Origin of the sequence: Streptacidiphilus sp. BW17 (genome assembly GCF_041262485.1) — a bacterium.
Classification (GTDB): domain Bacteria; phylum Actinomycetota; class Actinomycetes; order Streptomycetales; family Streptomycetaceae; genus Streptacidiphilus.
In genome coordinates, this window is record NZ_JBGCCR010000043.1 from 17,660 (window position 1) to 32,228 (window position 14,569).

Here is a 14,569-nt window from a genome sequence, read left to right on the forward strand (position 1 = left end):
GTGCCCGCCGCTCAGCTGGTGCACGCGCAGTTGCTACACGCGCCGTTGCTGCACGCGCAGCTGGCGTCGCTGCCGCTGGACCTGGCGCAGGCCGGGCTCACCGTCGGGGCCGCCGCCGCGCTCTCCGGGATCGGGCTGGTGGTCTGCTACCGGGCGACCGGCGTGCTCAACCTGGCGCAGGGCGCGATCGCGATGATCACTGCCTATGCGGTGCGGCAGACCGTGGTGGTCTGGCACTGGCCCAAGGCCCTGGCCGTCGCGGTCTGCCTGCTGGTCTTCGCTCCCGCGATCGGCTGGACCCTGGACGCCCTCGTCTTCCGGCCGCTGCAACGGCGTGACGCGGGGCCGGTGGCGACGCTGGTGGCCTGCCTCGGCGTCTTCGTGCTGCTGGTCGGTGCGGCGTTCCTGCTGTGGGGGCCGACGCCGCTGAGCGACGCGCCGAGTCTGCTGCCGTCCACCCCGTGGGCGGTGCTGGCGGTGGTCGGCGTGCTGGCGGTCGGGGTGGCCGTGGTCGGCCGGTGGACGCCGTTCGGCACCCAGGTGCGGGCGGTCGTCGACAACCGGAGGCTGGCGGAGCTGGCCGGAGTGGACGCGGACCGGGTCTCCTCGGTCGGCTGGGCCTTCGGCGCGTTCACGGCCGGCGTGACCGGCGCGGTGCTGGCCCCCGGACTGCGGCTGGACCCGTACGGACTGCCGCTGCTGGTGATGGAGACGATGGCGGTCGCGGTGATCGCCCAGCTGCGCAGCCTGACCGTCGCGGTCGCCTCGGCACTGGCGCTGGGCGTGCTGCAGAGCGAGCTGACCCAGTTCCATCCGAGCGGCTGGGAGCAGTCGCTGCTGCAGGCGGTGGGGGCGAACCTGTTCGCGCTGGCGCTGCTGGTGGCGGTGCTGGTGCTGCCGTTGGACTTCACCGGCCGCGGGCGCGGGGGCGGGGGCGGCGAGGATCCGGAACGCCGCGCGTACCACCCGGTGCTGAGCGGGCGTCCGATCGCGTCGGGTGGTGCTGCCGGATCGGGCCGGAACTCGGCGGTGCGGCTCGGCTGCGCGGTGTTGCTGCTGCTGCCGTTCGCGTTCCGCGCCGACGACCTGCGGTCGGCACTGCAGGTGCCCGCGCTGGCGCTGGTGCTGCTGTCGATCACGGTGGTGACCGGCTACGGCGGCCAGGTGTCGCTGGGCCAGGCCGGGTACGCGGGGCTGGGCGCGCTCTTCACCGGGCTGCTGGCGGGCGGGCGGGTGGCGGGGCTGCCCGCGTTCCCTCCTGTGGTGGCGCTGCTCTGCGCCGTGGTGCTGGCCGCGCCGCTCGGGCTGCTGGTCGGCTGGCCCGCGATCCGGCGGCGTGGGCTGGCCCTGGCGCTGACCACCTTCGCGGTGGGCACGGCGATCAGCCGCCTGGTCTTCCAGCAGCCCGCCGCGACCACGGGCGTCATGCTGGACCGGACCGGGATGCTGGGCCAGGACCGCTTCTTCTACGGGGTGGAGTTGGCCCTGCTGGCGGGCGCGCTGCTGCTGGTCCGGGCGCTGCGCCGGGGACGGCTCGGCCGGGCGCTGGGCGCGATGCGGGACCACGAGGCGGGCGCGGCGGCGGCCGGGGTGGACGTGCCACGGCTGAAGCTGCTGGCCTTCGTGCTGGGCGCGGCGCTGGCCGCGCTGGGCGGCGGACTGATGGGGCTGGGCGGGCAGGCCTTCGACCCGAACGCCTTCGACCCGGTGCTGGGCCTGATCTGGTTCGCCGCGGTGGTGGTCTTCGGCGCGGACAGCGCGGTCAGCGCGGTGCTGGCGGCGGCCACCCTGGTGGGTCTGGACGCGGGGACCGTCGCGGGCGTCTCGACGGCGGTCGTCGGAGCGCTGGCGCTGCTGCTCGGTCGGCTCCCGCCGGGCGGCCTGGCCGGGCTGACCCGCCTGCCGGGACGCGGGACCCGGGCCAGGGACGCCGCCCACCGCACGGCGGCGGAGCTGGGCGCGGAGCCGGTCCGGCTGACTCCGCTCGGACGGCGTCTGGCGGCGCGGATCACGCTGCCCGTGCAGGCGGCGACTCCCCCGGCGCCCGCGCCGACGGCTGCGCCCATGCCCGCGCCGGCGCCCGCGCCGACGGTGGCGCGGCGGGAGGGCGAGCGGCTGACCGCGCGCAACCTGACCAAGCGCTTCCAGGGCGTGACCGCCGTGGACGGGGTGACCCTGGCCGTGCCGCCGGGGCGGATCACCGCCCTGACCGGGCCCAACGGCGCGGGCAAGAGCACGCTCTTCGACTGCCTCAGCGGCGCGCAGCGCGCGGACTCCGGCCAGGTGCTGCTCGGCGGCAGGGACCTGACCCGGCTGCCCGAGCATGCCCGGGCCCGGCTCGGGCTGGCCCGGACCTTCCAGCAGATCGCCGTCTTCCCCGGGCTGACCGTGGCCGACAACCTGCGCGTCGGCGCGGAGCAGGCGGCCGGGCGCACCGCACGGGAGTCCGCCGCGGACGCCGACCGGCTGCTGAGCCTGCTCGGCCTCGCCGAGCTGCGCGACCAGGCCGCCGCCGAGCTGCCCACCGGGACGCTGCGGCTGGTCGAACTCGGCCGGGCGCTGGCGGCGCAGCCCGCCGTGCTGCTGCTGGACGAGCCGGGCGCGGGCCTGGACCGGCGCGAGACGGCGCTGCTGGTGGAGCTGCTCCGCTCGCTGGCCGAGGGCGGGCTGGCCCTGCTGCTGGTGGAGCACGACCGCGAGCTTGTCGACGAGCTGGCGTCCGGCGTGCACGTGATGCGGACCGGCCGGACCGAGTTCCACGCCCGGCCGGAGCATCGGTACGGGCCGGAGCATCGGGGCGGGGTGCTGCCGCATGGCGCTTGAGGTGGAGCTGCGGGCGGCCCGCGTCCGGTACGGGCCGCTGGAGGCGCTGCACGGGGTGGACCTGCCGGTCGCGGCCGGAGCGATGACGGTGCTGCTGGGCCGGAACGGCTCGGGCCGCAGCAGCGCCCTGCAGGCGCTGGCCGGGGTCGCGCCGCTGGCTGCGGGCAGCGTGCGCTGGTACGGCGGGTCGGAGCGGGCCCGGGACATCACCACGATGGACACCTTCCGCCGTTCCCGGCTCGGCATCGCCCTGCTCCCGGCGGAGCAGGGCGTCTTCCCCTCCCTGACCGTGGCGGAGAACCTGACGCTGCTCAGCGGCGCGGGGGTCCCGGCCGCGCTGGCGCTCTTCCCCGAGCTGGAGCCGCTGCTGTCCCGGACGGCAGGGACGCTGTCGGGCGGCGAGCAGCGGATGGTCGCACTCTCCCGGGTGCTGACCGGGCCGGGTCGGTTGCTGCTGCTCGACGAGCTCGGCCTGGGGCTGGCCGAGGAGGTCGTGGCGCGCGTCCACACCGCACTGATGGCGCTGGTGGCGGCGGGCCGGACGGTGGTCCTGGCGGAGCAGTCCCTCCCGGCCGCGCCCGCCGCGCCGGACCTCGTCTTCGAACTCCGGCGCGGCGCGGTGGTCGCGGCGTACGAGACGGCAGGTTAGGCCGCTCGTCGGCCGCTCGTCAGAACGCTGCTCGGGCAGCCGGTCAGGACGCGGGTGGCAGCAGACGGAGCACCGTCCCCGCGTCGAGCGCGTTCGGGTCGGGGCCGATGACGGCACGGTTGCGCGCGTACAGGGCGGGCCAGCCGCCGGCCAGGTGGAAACGCGAGGCGATGGACGCCAGCGAGTCACCGGCCCGGACCGTGTACGTGGCGGGCACCGTGCCGGAAGGCGGCGTGGTGCTCGGCGGGGGTGTCGTGACCGGCGTGGGCGTGGTGCCGGGCGGGGGTGTGGTGCCGGGCGGGGGTGTGGTGACCGGCGGCCTGCCTCCGCCGGGCGGGCGGTGGCCGACGAGGCCGAGGCTGCGGGCGCAGTTGGGCCAGGCGTCCCAGCCCTGCCAGGCGAGGATCTTCTCGGCGGTGGCTATCTGCTCGATCCGGGCGGCCAGGTCGGGGCGGGACGCGTAGCGCAGTCCGCCGGACTCCCGCCAGGTCTCCAGGGAGATCTGGAGTCCGCCGTAGTAGCCGTTGCCGCTGTTGACGTGCCATCGGCTGTTGCTCTCGCACACGGCGAGCCGGTCCCACACCGTGGCGGGGACACGCGTCCCGGCCGACGCCGACTGCGGCAGCGCGCACAGGACGACAGCCGTCGTGGCCGTCAGACATCTTCCGACTATGCCCATGGCGGCTGACGCTACGTCGGTTTCCGTGCCGGTCAGATGATCTGATGATCTGCCACGCCGCAGCCTCACCCGGACAGCGCACCCCACCGGTGCCCGCGCCGGACAACGCCGACAGCGCGGCCGCCGTCCACGGGGGACGGAGGCCGCGCCGGTGTCGTCAGGCGCTGGGAGAGCCGGTGGCTCAGCCCAGGTTGAGGACCTGGCCCGGGAGGATCAGGTTCGGGTTGCCGCCGATGACGCTCTTGTTGGCGGCGAACAGGTTCTGCCAGGTGGTGCCGTGGGCGGACGCGATGGCGCTCAGCGTGTCACCGGACTTGACGGTGTAGCTGCCGGCCGAGGAGGAGCTGCTCTGCGCCGGGGCGGACTGCTGGACCGGGGCGGACTGCTGGACCGGGGCGGACTGCTGCGGCTGCTGAGCCGGGGCCGCCTGCTGCGCCGGAGCGGACTGCTGCGTGGAGGAGGTGTTGACGGAAGCCGGGGCGCCACCGGCGGTCAGGCCGGCCTGCGGGCCGCAGACGGGCCAGGCGCCCGGACCCTGGGAGGCCAGGACCTGCTCGGCGACGGCGATCTGCTGACCCTCGGTGGCCTGGTCGGCCTCGGAGGCGTACTGGGTGCCGCCGTAGGCCGCCCAGGTGCTCGGGGTGAACTGCAGGCCACCGTAGAAGCCGTTGCCCGTGTTGATGGACCAGTCGCCACCGGACTCGCACTGCGCGACGGCGTCCCAGGTGGAGACCGAAGCAGCAGACGCCGTGGTGGCGGTCAGCAGACCCGCCACCGGAGCGGCGACGAGCGTGGCGGCGACAACGGCGGTGCGGACACGGAAGTTCATGAAATGCCTTTCGACAGCCCCGGGCAGGGTCAGCGGGGGCCCGCACAGTCCGTCACGACGGCTCTGCGCTCGGCCGGCCCACGCCCTCGCTCCGACACTCGCCACCGACCTGTCTGTTGTTGCGGCGGCGGGCACCTCCCACGGCCCACGCCCGAAGGACGCAGGGGGAAAGTGCGGAGACGGGCGAACCCGGGCGGTGCTCGTTGCACCGACGCCAATGACGGTAGGAACTCCCCGGTCGTGGACTCAAACCTCGATGGAAAGTCCCTGTTCACACGGCCGTTACCGCTAGTAAGAATCTTGGAAATCTTTACCGGATGTCCGATTTGGGACTTTTGTCGAACCGTCAGCCGGACGGTTTCGTGACGCCCACCACAGGAACCGGGCCATCAGGCCGGGTGACCTCCCCCACATGGTCGACGGACGGTCACCCAACGGTGCGTCAGAGTGACCGAAATCGGTCGAGTTCGCGTCCGATTCGGGGTGGGGCCGTGACCCCGGGCACATCCGGTGCGTTTGTCATCACGGCCGTCATATCGGCTGGGGCCAGACGTCCCCGGCCCAGCGATTCGAGGAGTCATCCGTGCAGCGCATGATCGACGTCAGCGACGAGGTCCGTGCCGAGATCGGTGACGACGAGGCCGATCGTCTGCTCCAGGGGGTCACCGCCCCCGACCGCTACGACTGCACCTCCTGCCGGGCGCCGGGCGACGTCACCCTGGACCCGACCGCCACCGTGCTGTTCGTCGGCGAGGAGACAGCGGTTCTCGCCTTCGCCCACTCCCGGTGCATCCCGTCCCAGGTGGTCGAGGTGGCCGAGGAGCAGCTCCAGGGCGCCGTCCGCAGCATCAGTGCCACGGCCCCACCCGCCGCAGCCGTCCCCGCGCCTTCGGCGCCCTCCGCTCCGGCGGCTGCGTCCGGCCAGGTCGCACCGGCGGTCCTGGGGGTGACCTGCGGTCTGGTGCTCTGCAAGGGCGGGGAGTTCCCCGGAGTACCGCGGGCGGCGCTCGTGGTCGAGCCGACCGGGCCGATCGGGCGCCCCGGCACTGCGGTCGGCGAGGACGCCTTCGGTGAGCTGCTCATGGAGCACGGCTTCCAGCTCGTCCCGGACGTGGACCAGCCGCCCGGCCAGCTGCCCGGCTGGTCGGTGCTGATGGCGATGGGTCAACTCCACGCCGTGCTGCAGCCCTCCCCCGGCGGCGGCACCAACGCGTGGTGGCAGGCGCACCAGCCGCTCCAGGTGACCGACGCGTGGCGCTCGGCCGCCTCGCAGCAGGCACACGTGATGATGCTCGCCGCCCCGGCGGGCAGTATCGGCCGTCAGCCGCGCGAGGACCTGCTGCGCAGCGCCCTGGACAACGCGGCGCGGCGCGGTCTGCTGCTCGGCGCGGTGCTGCCGCTGGCCGGCACCTGAGTCAGGCACCGCAGCCGAGGCAGGCACCGCGCCTGAGGCAGACAGGCAGCAAGCAGGGGCGCGCGCAACCGTGCGCCCCTGCTTGCTGCCCTGACCAGCACAAACGGGCGGCCTGTCGATACTGACGGTGCCGTCCCCGCATCCAGAGCACGGCTGGGTCGTTGGCCATTACGTGCACACCTTCGACACCTTCCCCCCGCCCCGCCGCAGCCCCGGCGTCTGGACGCCTGCGGCCGAGGCCATGGCCGTTCCGATGCCGCCGAGCGTCCCGACCGCGATCCCGGCCATGCGGCCCGCCTTCGAGCGTGACGCCGGCCGGGAGACGCCGATCTACGACTCCCTCTACAGCGAGTTCCGCAGGCTCTTCCGCAGCCTGCCGGGCGACCGGAGCGGCGAGGAGCACTTCCGGCTCCCCTACTTCGCCGACTTCACCGCCCCGCAGAGCGCTCCGGTGCCGCCGGGCGCCGGGCGGCACCGGGGTTACCTCTCCCTGCCGCCCGGCTCCGCCTGATCCGGCCTGCCTGCAAGATCCGGCCTGCCTGATCCGTCCGCCCGACCGGGGCTACTTCTTCTTGCCGCGCTTCTCGCGCACGCGCACCGAGATGGAGATCGGGGTGCCGACGAAGCCGAACTCCTCGCGCAGCCGACGCTCGACGAAGCGGCGGTATCCGGCCTCGATGAAGCCGGAGGCGAAGAGCACGAAGCGCGGCGGCTTGGTGCCGGCCTGGGTGCCGAAGAGGATCCGGGGCTGCTTGCCGCCGCGCACCGGGTGCGGGTGGGCGGCGACCAGCTCGCCGAGGAAGGCGTTCAGACGGGCCGTCGGGACACGGGTCTCCCAGCCCTCCAGCGCGGCCTCGATCGCCGGGACCAGCTTCTCCATGTGGCGCCCGGTCAGGGCGGAGACATTGACCCGGGGCGCCCACTGGACCTGGACCAGGTCCTGCTCGATCTCGCGCTCGAGGTAGTAGCGGCGCTCGTCGTCCATCTGGTCCCACTTGTTGTAGGCGATGACGACGGCACGTCCGGCCTCGACGGCCATGGTGATGATCCGGGTGTCCTGCTCGGCCAGCGTCTCGCTGGCGTCGACCAGGACCACCGCGACCTCCGCCTTCTCCAGGGCGGCCGCGGTGCGCAGCGAGGCGTAGAAGTCGGCGCCGGCGGTCTGGTTGACGCGGCGGCGGATACCGGCGGTGTCGATGAACTTCCAGGTCTTGCCGCCGAGGGTGATCATCTCGTCGACCGGGTCACGGGTGGTGCCGGCCAGCTCGTTGACGACCACCCGGTCCTCGCCCGCGACCTTGTTGAGCAGGCTGGACTTGCCGACGTTCGGGCGGCCGATCAGCGCGACGCGACGCGGGCCGCCGAGGATCTGGTCGGCGGCGAAGGTCTGCGGCGGTGCCTCGGGCAGCTTCCCCAGGACGGCGTCGAGCAGGTCGCCGGAGCCACGGCCGTGGAGGGCCGAGACGGGGTAGGGCTCGCCGAGGCCGAGGTTCCACAGCGCGGCGGCGTCGGCCTCGGCGGACGGGCCGTCGACCTTGTTGGCGCAGAGCACCACCGGCTTGCCGGAGCGGCGGATCAGCTTGACCAGCGCCTCGTCGGTGTCGGTCGCGCCGACCTGGGCGTCGACGACGAAGAGCACGGCGTCGGAGTTCTCGATGCCCATCTCCGCCTGGGTGGCGACCAGGCCGTCCAGGCCCAGCGCGTCGATCTCCCAGCCGCCGGTGTCGACCAGCTTGAACCGGCGGCCGTTCCAGGTGGCCTCGTACTGGACCCGGTCGCGGGTGACGCCGGGACGGTCCTCGACGACCGCCTCGCGACGGCCGATGATCCGGTTGACCAGGGTGGACTTGCCAACGTTCGGGCGTCCGACGACGGCCAGCACCGGCAGCGGGACGTGCTCGTGGTCGTCGAGGTCGCCGAACTCGTCGAGATCGAAGCCCTCCTCGGCGGCCAGCTCCATGAACTCGGCGTACTCGGCGTTGTCCAGGTCGCCGTGTCCGGCGATGTGACCGGCGTTCTCCATACTCATCGGGCGGTGCCCACTCTCGTCTTCGGCTGTTTCAGGCGGTTCTGGGGGCTGACGCCCGGCACGCGTGGTTCGGTGTCCGGCGCGCGATCAGGCTCAGCCCAGGCGGGCGGCGACGCGCGCGTGCACCAGCCCGATGATGTGCGCGACGACCTGATCCGGGGTCATCTCGCTGGTGTCGACCTCGACGGCGTCGTCCGCCTTGCGCAGCGGCGCCGTGGCGCGGCTGGAGTCGGCCGTGTCACGGCGGTTGATGTCGGCCAGGATCGCGGCTATCCCGGTCAGGTCGGTGACGCCGAGCTGCGCGGCGCGACGGGCCGCCCGGGTCTCGGCGGAAGCGGTGAGGAAGACCTTGACGTCGGCGCGCGGGAAGACCACGGTCCCCATGTCCCGGCCCTCGGCGACGATCCCCCGCGCGGCATGCAGGGCGGAGCCGCGCTGCAGCTCGACCAGGCGGGTGCGCACCTCGGCGACGGCGCTGACCGCGCTGACGGCGGCGGTCACCGGCTGCTCCCGGATCGGGCCGGAGACGTCGACGCCGTCGACGGTGATGGTCGGGCCCGCGGCGTCCGTCCCCGAGACGATGACCGGCTTGCTGGAGGCCACCGCGACCGCGTCGGCGTCGTCCACGTCGACGCCGGCGTTGAGCAGCCAGTAGGTCATGGCCCGGTACATGGCGCCGGTGTCGAGGAAGCTGTAGCCCAGCTGCGCGGCGATCTCACGCGACACGGTCGACTTTCCGGTGCCTGCGGGGCCGTCGAGCACGACGACGACCGGGGCAGAGGAGTTGTCCACGGGGCGGCTTCCTTCGGAACGCAGGGGAGAGGTCTACGTAAAGGTTACCGTCGCCGGGCAGGCACGACCGCAGCGCTCGTTGCGGCCCCGCGGCAGCCCCCGCTTTCGGGCCCTACCGCAGGCTCCAGCCGCGCTCGCGCAGCGCCGTCATCAGGGTCGGGACCGCGCCCGGCGCCACGGCCAGCTTGACCAGACCGGCCTGCTGACCGGCGCTGTGCTCGATGGAGACGTCCTCGATGTTGACCCCGGCCCGGCCCGCGTCGGCGAAGAGGCGGGCCAACTCGCCCGGCTGGTCGCCGATCAGCACGGCGACGTCCTCGTAGCGGGTGGGCGGGGCGCCGTGCTTGCCGGGGATCCGGGCGCGGCCGACGTTGCCGCGACGCAGCACGTCGGCGACGGCCGCCGCGCCCTTGCCGCGCTTGGCGGCGTCGGCCGCCTCCATGGCACGCAGGCCGGAGACCGCGCCGCCGAGGTCGGCGGCGACCTCCTCCAGGATGTCGGCGACCACGCCGGCGTTGGCGCTGAGGATGTCGACCCAGAGCCGCGGGTCGGAGGCCGCGATCCGGGTGGTGTCGCGGATGCCGGGACCGGCCAGCCGCACCGCGTTGTCCGAGGCGTGCTCCAGCCGGGCCGCGACCAGCGAGGCGAGCAGTTGCGGGGTGTGCGAGACCAGCGCGACCGCGCGGTCGTGCGCGGCGGCGTCCATCACCACCGGGACGGCCCCGCAGAGCGCGACGAGCTCCAGCGCCGCGTTGAGCGTGTCGGTGTCGGTGTCCGGCATCGGCGTCAGCACCCAGGTGCGGCCGTCGAAGAGGTCGGCGCGGGCGGCCAGCGGGCCGTTGCGCTCGGCGCCGGCCATCGGGTGGCTGCCGATGTAGCTCCGGGTGTCGCAGCCGAGCGCCAGCACGTCCTGCCGCGGGCCCGCCTTGACGCTGGCCACGTCGGTGTAGTGGCGGGCCAGTCCCTCGCGCTGGGCGTCGGCCAGCACCTGGCCGACCCGGGCCGGGGGCACCGCGATGATCGCCAGGTCGACGGGGCCGTCCGGCGGCTCGATCGTCCCTGCGCCGAGCGAGGCGGCGGTGCGGGCGGCGTCGTGGTCCGCGTCGCGCAGGTGGACCGCCGTGCCGCGTTCGGTGAGCGCGAGCGCGGCGGAGGTGCCGATCAGTCCGGTGCCGATCACGACGGCGGTGCGCATCGGGAGTACGTCCTCGCGGAAGAGTGGAAGAAGAGGTGGCGGGGGTGCTGGGAACGTCCGGGTGCAGCGGCGGCCGATCGGGTCGGGGCGCAGTCCGACCCGATCGGCAAAGCCGCTGACGCCCACCGTAACCGCGCGGACACGCCAGGGACACGAGCGTCCGCAGGGCAAGACAGTTGCTGAGACAGTTGCTGCGGCAGCCGCGGGAGCCGGTGCTGCTATCCGGCGAGAATCCGCAGCTCGCGGCTGGTGAGGTTGAGCCGCTCGCCGCCGTCGGCGGTGCAGACGGCGATGTCCTCGATGCGCGCGCCGAACTCGCCGGGGAGGTAGATGCCGGGCTCGATGGAGAAGGCCATGCCGGGCTCCAGCGGGCGGGACGAACCCGCGACGATGTAGGGCTCCTCGTGCGTCTCCAGGCCGATGCCGTGGCCGGTGCGATGGATGAAGTAGTCGCCGTACCCGGCCTTGGCGATCAGGTCACGGCCGACGGCGTCCAGCGCCTCGGCGGTGACGCCGGGGCCGACCGCGTCGCACTGCTCCTTCTGCGCGGCCAGCAGCACCTCGTAGAGCGACTCGTAGCGCTCCGGCGGGCGGCCGACGCAGTAGTTGCGGGTGGAGTCGGAGCAGTAGCCGGAGGGCATGGTGCCGCCGATGTCGACGACGACCGGCTCGCCCTCGCGGATCACCCGGTCGGAGACCTCGGCGTGCGGGCTGGCCCCATTGGGGCCGGAGGCGACGATGACGAAGTCGACCCGGGCGTGACCGGCGGCGGTGATCGCGTCGGCGATGTCGCGGCCGACCTCGCGCTCGGTCCGGCCGGGACGGAGCCACTCCTCCATCGCCGAGTGGACCTTGTCGATCGCCTCGGCGGCCTCCAGCAGCGCGGCGACCTCGGCCGCGCTCTTGCGCATCCGCAGCTCACCGATGACCTGTCCGGCCAGCGCCTGCTCGGCGCCCGGCAGCGCGTCGCGGAAGGCGAGCACCTTCTCCGCGAACATGTGGTTGTCCAGGCCGACCCGGCCCAGCCCCCGCGGCAGCCGGGAGGCGACCAGCGCGTAGGGGTCCTCGGTCTCCCGCCAGGGAACGATCTCGATGTCGAGCGCGCCGACCGGCGAGGCCTCGGCGGCGGGCTGCTCCAGCAGCGGGACGACCAGGAACGGCGCGCCCTCGGCGGGCGCGACCAGGCAGGTGAGCCGCTCCAACGGCAGCGCCTCGTAGCCGGTGAGGTAGCGCAGGTCCGGTCCGGGCGAGACGAGCAGGGCGTCGAGTCCGGCCGCCCTGGCGGCCTCCTGGGCGCGGGCGACCCGGTCCGCGGGGTAGAGCGCGGGGTCGTGTCCCGAGGTGTGTGCGGAGGCGTCGTGTCCAGCATCGTGTGCCATGCCCCAAGTCCATCACGCCCCGCCCGCCTCCGCAGTGTTCCGGCCTGTCCCGCGGCACACCCCCTACTCGCCGTGCGGCTGTTGCGGTACAAAGTGGACATGCTCTTCCACCTGACGCCGCTCGACGCGTGGCTGGATCACCCGGACCGGCCCTACACGACGTCCTCGCTGGCGTTGGAGGGCTTCATCCACTGCTCCGCCGACGAGGAGCAGGCACTGGCCGTCGCCAACGCCCGCTTCGCCTCCGCCCGCGGCCCGCTGATGGTGCTGCTGATCGACGAGAACCGGCTGGACGCGCCGGTGCGCTGGGAGGAGGCGGCCGACGGCACGCTGTACCCGCACGTCTACGGGCCGGTCAACCGCGCCGCGGTCGCTGGGATGCTGGAGGCCGAGCGGGACTCCTCCGGCCGCTGGGCGCACCTGGCTCTGTGGAGCTGACGCGCAGGCCGGAGCATCACTGATTCTCCGTCAATTCACCTGCGGGCAACGCAGAGGCCCCGCAGGCCCCCTTTTGCGTTCGCTGCTCCCGTGCCAGTGTGGTGCGTCACTTTCTACGCGCGTCATCGGGGAAACTCCGACCGATTCACGAAGAGGGAGCAGGATGCGCAAGAGCAAGGTGCTGGCCCTGGCACTGACCGCCGGGCTGGGATTCGGGGCCGCCGTCGCGGCCCCGGCGGTGGCGGCGCCGAGCGCGCCGCGGGCAGCGGCGAACCACGCGGAGTCCTCCTGTCAGCTGGACTCGGCACAGCCGGGCGTCAAGCACGTGATCTACCTGCAGTTCGACAACGTCCACTTCACCCGGGACAACCCCAACGTCCCCTCGGACCTGGAGCAGATGCCGCATCTGCTGAACTTCCTGGAATCCAACGGCGTGCTGGACGACAACCACCACACGCCGTTGATCGCCCACACCGGCGACGACATCCTGACCTCGCTGACCGGCCTCTACGGCAGCGACCACGGTCAGCCGGTGGCCAACTCGTACCGGTACTACAAGCCGGACGGCACCACCAACTCGGCGAGCACCTTCGCCTACTGGACCGACGGCGTGGCCGACAGCTCGGTCCCGACGCCGAGCGACTCCAGCTACACGATGGTCACCCAGAACGGCAAGAACACCCCCGCGCCGTGGGTTCCCTACACCCGTGCGGGCTGTGACGTCGGCGCGGTCTCCGCGGCGAACACCATCCTGGAGAACACCACCGTCGACATCAACAAGGTCTTCGGCGCCAACTCGCCCCAGGCGGCCGAGGCCAAGGCGAACCCGACCAAGGCCCAGGCGGACTACGTCGGCATCGGCGTCCACTGCGCCCAGGGTTCAACGCTCTGCGCGGGCGCGGGCGCCGCCGCCAGCCCGGACCTGCTGCCGGACGAGCCGGGCGGCTACCACGGCTACCAGGCGCTGTTCGGCGCCAAGTCGGTGGACCCGGCGATCACCGGCGGTTCGGCCGTGGTCGACTCGACCTCCGGAGCGCCCATCACCGACCCCAAGGGCAACCCGGGCTTCCCCGGCTTCGACAGCATGAGCGCGGCCAACACGCTCGGCTACGTGGCGCAGATGCAGGAGTCCGGCGTCCCGGTCACGTTCGCGTACATCTCCGACGCGCACGACAACCACGCCGCCCCGTACAACGCCTTCGGGCCGGGCGAGGCGGGCTACGTCGCGCAGCTCAAGAGCTACGACCAGGCCTTCGCCCAGTTCTTCAGCCGCCTGGACAAGGACGGGATCAACTCCCACAACACCGAGTTCGTGGTGACCTCCGACGAGAACGACCACTTCGTCGGCGGCGCGCCGAGCCCGGCGAACTGCGACGGCGTGCACGTCCCGTGCACCTACCAGCAGATCGGCGAGATCAACGCCAACGCGAGCGGCCTGCTGGCCACCCAGCAGGGCGTGACCACGCCGTACGGGATCCACGCGGACTCCGCGCCCAACTTCTACCTGAACGGCGACCCGGCGCAGAACGCCCCGGTGACCCGCTCGTTCGAACAGGCGTGGTCCAAGGTGACGGCGGTCAACCCGATCACCGGGAAGACCGACGTGATCAACAACTACGAGGCCGACCAGACGGAGATGAAACTGCTCCACATGGTCACCGGTGACCCGAAGCGAACGCCGACGTTCACCTCGTTCGCCAACCCGAACTACTTCGTCTACGCGGGCGCGGCCAACTGCAACTCCTCCTGCGTGGCGCTCGGTCCGGACTACGCCTGGAACCACGGCGACTTCTCGACCGACATCAACACCACCTGGCTCGGCCTGGTCGGTCCGGGCGTCAGGCACCTGGGCGTCACGAACAAGGTCTGGTCGGACCACACCGACATCCGGCCGACGATGCTGACGCTGACCGGCCTGCGGGACGACTACCGCAGCGACGGCGTGGTGCTGACGCCGTTCCTGACCGCCTCCGCGCTGCCGCGCTCGCTGCGGGGCGACCGAGGCGAGTACGCCGCGCTGGCCGCCGCGTACAAGCAGCTGGACGCGGGCGTGGGCCAGTTCGCCTCGGCGACGCTGGTCCTCTCCAACAAGGGCGTCTCCTCGTCCTCGGCCGGTGACGCGGTCTACCAGGCCGACGAGGCGAAGCTGGCCGCGCTGGGCGCCGCGCGCGACGCGCTCGCCTCGCAGATCGCCGGGCTGCTCGACAGCATGGCCTTCGGCCACGGCCGGGTCGGCGCGCTCGACAGCAGGAAGGCCGGCCCGCTGGTCCGGCAGGCCGACCTCCTGATCACGCAGGCCCGGAAGGCCGCCGCCTGATCAGCACCGCTCGTTCCTGAGTGAG

At 73.2% G+C, this 14,569-nt stretch carries 12 protein-coding genes; 6 read left to right on the forward strand and 6 right to left on the reverse strand.

Features of this window, described 5'->3' with window-relative positions; all coding sequences use genetic code 11:
* Together ABH940_RS33465 and ABH940_RS33470 are read left to right on the forward strand one after the other, a co-directional pair.
* A complete protein-coding gene (locus ABH940_RS33465; protein ID WP_370106997.1) occupies nt 1–2,823 on the forward strand; it encodes an ATP-binding cassette domain-containing protein in 2,823 nt (940 codons plus the stop codon).
* On the forward strand, nt 2,813–3,472 hold the full coding sequence (locus ABH940_RS33470) for an ATP-binding cassette domain-containing protein (RefSeq protein ID WP_370064938.1): 660 nt from the start codon (nt 2,813–2,815) through the stop codon (nt 3,470–3,472). The genes ABH940_RS33465 and ABH940_RS33470 overlap by 11 nt, the downstream gene beginning before the upstream one ends.
* 43 nt (nt 3,473–3,515) lie before the next feature.
* Here ABH940_RS33470 and ABH940_RS33475 read toward each other — a convergent pair whose 3' ends face one another.
* Both ABH940_RS33475 and ABH940_RS33480 read right to left on the reverse strand, forming a co-directional pair.
* Complete coding sequence (locus ABH940_RS33475; RefSeq protein WP_370064940.1) at nt 3,516–4,151, reverse strand: transglycosylase family protein; 636 nt, start codon at nt 4,149–4,151, stop codon at nt 3,516–3,518.
* Between the two features lie 181 nt (nt 4,152–4,332).
* Nucleotides 4,333–4,980, reverse strand: coding sequence for a transglycosylase family protein (locus ABH940_RS33480; RefSeq protein WP_370106998.1), 648 nt, complete (start codon nt 4,978–4,980; stop codon nt 4,333–4,335).
* Between the two features lie 583 nt (nt 4,981–5,563).
* On the opposite strand from ABH940_RS33480, the gene ABH940_RS33485 reads away from it, so the two are divergent.
* Together ABH940_RS33485 and ABH940_RS33490 are read left to right on the forward strand one after the other, a co-directional pair.
* Nucleotides 5,564–6,394, forward strand: coding sequence for a hypothetical protein (locus tag ABH940_RS33485; protein WP_370064944.1), 831 nt, complete (start codon nt 5,564–5,566; stop codon nt 6,392–6,394).
* A gap of 172 nt (nt 6,395–6,566) precedes the next feature.
* Nucleotides 6,567–6,905 carry a hypothetical protein gene (locus ABH940_RS33490; RefSeq protein ID WP_370064946.1) on the forward strand — a complete coding sequence of 113 codons (339 nt, stop codon included), beginning with the start codon at nt 6,567–6,569 and terminating at the stop codon, nt 6,903–6,905.
* A 51-nt stretch (nt 6,906–6,956) separates the two neighbouring features.
* Here the strand turns inward: ABH940_RS33490 and der are convergent, their stop codons facing one another.
* The 4 genes from der to ABH940_RS33510 form a co-directional block, all read right to left on the reverse strand.
* Nucleotides 6,957–8,423: a ribosome biogenesis GTPase Der gene (gene der / locus ABH940_RS33495; protein WP_370106999.1), complete on the reverse strand. Its 1,467-nt coding sequence runs from the start codon at nt 8,421–8,423 to the stop codon at nt 6,957–6,959.
* Nucleotides 8,424–8,516: 93 nt separating this feature from the next.
* Nucleotides 8,517–9,215: a (d)CMP kinase gene (gene cmk / locus ABH940_RS33500; RefSeq protein ID WP_370107000.1), complete on the reverse strand. Its 699-nt coding sequence runs from the start codon at nt 9,213–9,215 to the stop codon at nt 8,517–8,519.
* Between the two features lie 112 nt (nt 9,216–9,327).
* Complete coding sequence (locus ABH940_RS33505) at nt 9,328–10,410, reverse strand: prephenate dehydrogenase (protein WP_370064952.1); 1,083 nt, start codon at nt 10,408–10,410, stop codon at nt 9,328–9,330.
* A gap of 218 nt (nt 10,411–10,628) precedes the next feature.
* Nucleotides 10,629–11,789, reverse strand: a complete 1,161-nt coding sequence (locus tag ABH940_RS33510) for a M24 family metallopeptidase (RefSeq protein ID WP_370064954.1) — start codon at nt 11,787–11,789, stop codon at nt 10,629–10,631.
* A 99-nt stretch (nt 11,790–11,888) separates the two neighbouring features.
* On the opposite strand from ABH940_RS33510, the gene ABH940_RS33515 reads away from it, so the two are divergent.
* Together ABH940_RS33515 and ABH940_RS33520 are read left to right on the forward strand one after the other, a co-directional pair.
* A complete protein-coding gene (locus ABH940_RS33515; RefSeq protein WP_370064956.1) occupies nt 11,889–12,227 on the forward strand; it encodes a DUF952 domain-containing protein in 339 nt (112 codons plus the stop codon).
* A gap of 163 nt (nt 12,228–12,390) precedes the next feature.
* The gene (locus tag ABH940_RS33520; RefSeq protein WP_370107001.1) at nt 12,391–14,544 is read left to right on the forward strand and encodes a hypothetical protein; all 2,154 of its coding nucleotides are present in this window, start codon (nt 12,391–12,393) and stop codon (nt 14,542–14,544) included.
* Nucleotides 14,545–14,569: the final 25 nt, after the last annotated feature.